The sequence below is a fragment of the Rhizorhabdus sp. genome, assembly GCF_018006725.1.
GTDB lineage: Bacteria > Pseudomonadota > Alphaproteobacteria > Sphingomonadales > Sphingomonadaceae > Rhizorhabdus.
This window is the reverse complement of sequence record NZ_JAGMXV010000362.1, coordinates 1-3,836: the sequence shown is the minus strand read 5'-3', so window position 1 is coordinate 3,836 and position 3,836 is coordinate 1. Positions and strand designations below refer to the sequence as shown.

General features: G+C 65.8%; 4 protein-coding genes. All 4 read right to left on the bottom strand.

The genetic code is table 11. From position 1 onward, the window contains the following. Positions 1-1,312 (bottom strand): calcium-binding protein (locus KAY22_RS26015; protein WP_296625998.1); only part of this gene is annotated, 1,312 nt, incomplete at its 3' end. Positions 1,313-1,480: 168 nt separating this feature from the next. Beyond that, positions 1,481-2,242, bottom strand: a complete 762-nt coding sequence (locus tag KAY22_RS26010) for a sulfotransferase domain-containing protein (protein WP_296625997.1) — start codon at positions 2,240-2,242, stop codon at positions 1,481-1,483. Between the two features lies 1 nt (position 2,243). Next, entirely contained in the window at positions 2,244-3,647 is a 1,404-nt protein-coding gene (locus KAY22_RS26005) for an HlyD family type I secretion periplasmic adaptor subunit (protein ID WP_296625996.1), read from the bottom strand. Further along, positions 3,644-3,836: hypothetical protein (locus KAY22_RS26000; protein WP_296625995.1), on the bottom strand; the 193-nt coding region annotated here is incomplete at its 5' end. The genes KAY22_RS26000 and KAY22_RS26005, both read right to left, overlap by 4 nt.

The following is a 3,836-nucleotide window of genomic DNA, read 5'->3' as shown; positions in this document are numbered from 1 at the left end:
TCGTGGCAACCGCGGCATCGGTGCCGCCGAACACGACGACATCGTTGCCAGCGCCACCGGGGAGGATGTCGATGGTGTCGTTGCCTGCGCCGCCGAGAAGCGTGTCGTCGCCGGCATCGCCGAGGATGACGTCATTACCCGCGCCACCGAAGATGATGTCGTCATCGGCACCGCCGCGCAGCGAGTCGTTGCCGTCGCCGCCGTTGATCGAGTCGTCACCCTTGTTGCCGTTGACGGTGTCGTTGCCCAGGCCACCGACGATGGTGTCGTTGTCTGCACCACCGAAGATGCGATCCGAGCCGGCACCGCCGTCGAGGTCGTCTGCACCGGCATTACCCTGCAGGTAATCCGAGCCAGCGCCGCCCTCGATGATGTCATTGCCGTCGGCACCACCAGCTGCGCTCTGGCCATAGAGACGGTCATTACCGTCGCCGCCGTAGATCTCGTCGGCGCCAGCGCCACCTTCGACGACCGTGGTCGCAGCGCTGCTGCTCGCATCGAACACGTCGTTGCCGTCACCCAGGGTGACGTTCAGCAGACCTTCGGTGCCGCTGTCGACATCGACGCTGTCGTCGCCTGCGCCAGCCGTGATCGTGGCTTCCGGGCTGCCGTTGATGCTGATTTCGTCATTGCCGGCACCGCCGAGGATGACGACCGCATCGTCCGTGTCAGACACGATCGAGTCCGCACCAGCGCCGCCGTCGATCGAGCCGCCGCCCGACGAGGAAATCAGGTCGTTGCCGTCGCCGCCCGAGATGGTGACAGCGCCCGAACCGGAGGACTCGATTTCGTCGTTGCCGGCGAAGCCATAGATGTACGAACCGTCGTCGCTGGTGCTCAGGCTGAGCGAGTCACCACCGTTGGTGCCGACCGAGAGGGTCGCGCCGCTGCCGGCGATGAACGAGCTGACGAACTGGATGTTCGCGCCCGAGAGAGCCGAACCCGGGAAGGAAAGCGACTTGCCGCCGGCGGTCAGCGTGGTGATGTCGAACGCGTTCGCGCTGTTGGCGACGGTGACGTCAGCCGGGGTCAGCGTGCTGCCCGAAAAAGTAAGGGTGTCGCCGGTCGTGAAATTCGCGGCGTCAGCCGACGTCATCGTTTCGAAAGTGTAATTAGCCATTAGAACCTCCAGTTGAACCTTACCCGGGCAAGCAGCGCGCAACCTCCCGTATCCACGAGCGGGAGGCGCCCCTTGCCGCCCGCGAACCGATCCCCCACGGCATGGTTCGACGAGCAAGCCCAGCACGTTGCTTAGCCAAGCTTTCTCAACCGCGCAACAGACAAAAGCGCAGCGCAGCATGGCTTTCTTCATGCGCCTGGCGACGAATTTCTACGTCTGTGCCAGTGTTCGAAGGCGGCAGGTTCGCCAACTTCCGTAGAAAGGGGATGGTGGCAGCGAAACAAGGCAGCGTCCGGAAGCAGCAGGCCCCGCTATCCGCGATCATTTCTGCGCAAAGGCGGCCACCGGCAGCCCCGCCGGCTACTCCCGGCGACGCCAGTCGCTGGCGTCGAGCGTCGTAAGCGTCTCGAATCGCGAGAGGTCGATATCGTAGACATCGGCGAGCAAAGCGCGATCATCGGCCGTCAGCCGGGAAGGATAGTCGATATCTTCGCGCGCTTGGTGCACAGTGCGGGGCAGCACGCGGGTCGGCGCGTCGATGTCCAGGAGGCGGCAGATCGACGTGATAGTCCCGGTCGGGTCCGCGCGGAGATCTTCGGATCGCAGGAACAGACATTGCGATGCCGGGAAGTGCCGCAGGAGCCGTTCCACCTGCGCACCATAAAGGCCTCGCTCGACATAGCTGAACACGCGATGATGACCAGGTGCCTGCGGATCGCCGGGGGTCAGCCGCGCACGGCCTTCGCGGATGCACCAGCCGAAGGGTTCGCGTTCCTTGCGCTTGGCATATTCCATCTTCCAGTGGGACCAGGCGCGTTGGACCGGATCGCGGAAGATCAGGATCATCCGCATCGCCGGATTATAGCGGGCGATCCGCTCGATCGCGTTCGGCCAGTAGAGGTAGATCGGCGTCGCCTCGCCCCACAGGCCGGGCCGGTCTGGGAACAGCGCATGATAGGCATCGACGTCGGGTCGGTCCCAGTTCTGCGCCTCGTCGTCGAAGAAATGCGCTTCCTTGACGTCGGGTAGATGAACGCCCGGCACGTCGCGCAGATATTCGAACAATGCGCTGGTGCCGCCCTTCTGCACCCCCGCGACGAGGAAATCGACCTTGCGGGTCATCTCAGCGTTCGCGGAGGGCCGTGCGCATGGAATCGGTGAAGGGTTCGAGCAGATAGTCGATGATCGTCCGCTCCCCCGTCACGATCGCGACGCTGGCCGGCATGCCGGGCGCGAGGCGGACGTTGGGCCCGGCCTTGGCGATCTGCTCGGCCGGCACGGTGATCTCGACCAGGAAGTGGCTCTGCCCGGTCTTCTCGTTGGTGCGGGCATCGGCCGAAACCAGCGTCACCTTGCCATCGACCGGAGAGACGAGGCGCGGGTTGAAGCCGAGCAGCGTGACACGCGCCGGCATGTCGCGGCGGACGTCGGATATGTCGCGGGGGGCGACCTCGGCGGCGACCACCAGCTTGGTGTCGGACGGCACGATCTGCAGTAATACCTGTCCGGCCCCGGCGATACCGCCCCTGGTGAACTGGGTCAGGTTGAAGACATAGCCGGCAACAGGCGCCCTGATTTCGGTCTGCTGCAGCATCATCTTCGCCGAGCGCAGCTTGGGGTCGGCCTCCGCCAGCTTTTCCTGTGCGGCGCGGATGCCGTCGGCGACCTCGGTCTGGTGCTTGTCCTCGAGCTGGGCGATCTGCAGGCGGACCTGGCCGATCGACTGACGCGCGCGGGAGATGTCGGACATCGCCGCCCCCTTCTGCCCGCGTACCTGCACGGTGCTGCGTTCGAGCGCGAGCAGGCGGCTGTTGGGCGCATAGCCCTGCCGCGCCAGTTCGCGCACGCCCTGCAATTCCTCGCGGATCAGCTTGCCCTGATCCTCGATCGCGTCGGCCTGGATCTGCAGCCCGGCGACCTGGGTCTGCAATTGCTGCGCCTGCGAATTCAAGACCATCGCCTGGCTGCGATAGAGGGTCATCCGCGTGTCGAACAACGCCCGCTGCCCGTCGAGCAGGGCGGCGACATTCGGATCGGTCGCGGCGCGCGCGACGAGGTCCGCCGGAAAGTTCACTGAGGATGCGTTGGCCGCCTCGGCCTGGAAACGGGCGATCTGCGCATGAGCGCTGTCGACCGCGCTCTGGAAGATGTCGACGGCGGCTTCGGACTGGGTGTCATCGAAGCGGATCAGCAGCTGGCCCTGCGCGACTTTCTCTCCCTCACGGACCAGAATGTCGCGGACGACGCCCGCCTCGAGCCGGCTCAGCGTCTTGCTGTTGTCCTGTACCTTGATCACGCCCTGGGCGAGCACCGCGCCCGACACGCGGAACAGCGACGCCCAAATCAGCAGGACGACGATGAGGATGAGCAGAACGATGCCGCCCTTCGCCATCGGGTGGCGCAGCCGGCGCTCGATCTCGGCATCGCGGGAGGCAAAGGCCGCTGCCGGATCGACGGGTTCACCCTCGGTCGTTTCGCTGGGATCGGGGCGCGCGATGGCACGGCGCAGGTCGGCGAGCAACTTCATGGCTTGACCTCCGCCAGGGCCGGACTCGGCGGCTTGCCCTGGGGCGCCTGCGGCGGGTTCAGCGCGCGCAGCACATCCTCGCGCGGGCCGTATTTCTCGATCCGCCCGGCGCGGATCATCATCAGCTTGTCCGCCTGCGAAAGGACGCTCGGCTTGTGCGACACCATGACGATGGTCGTGCCCTTGGCC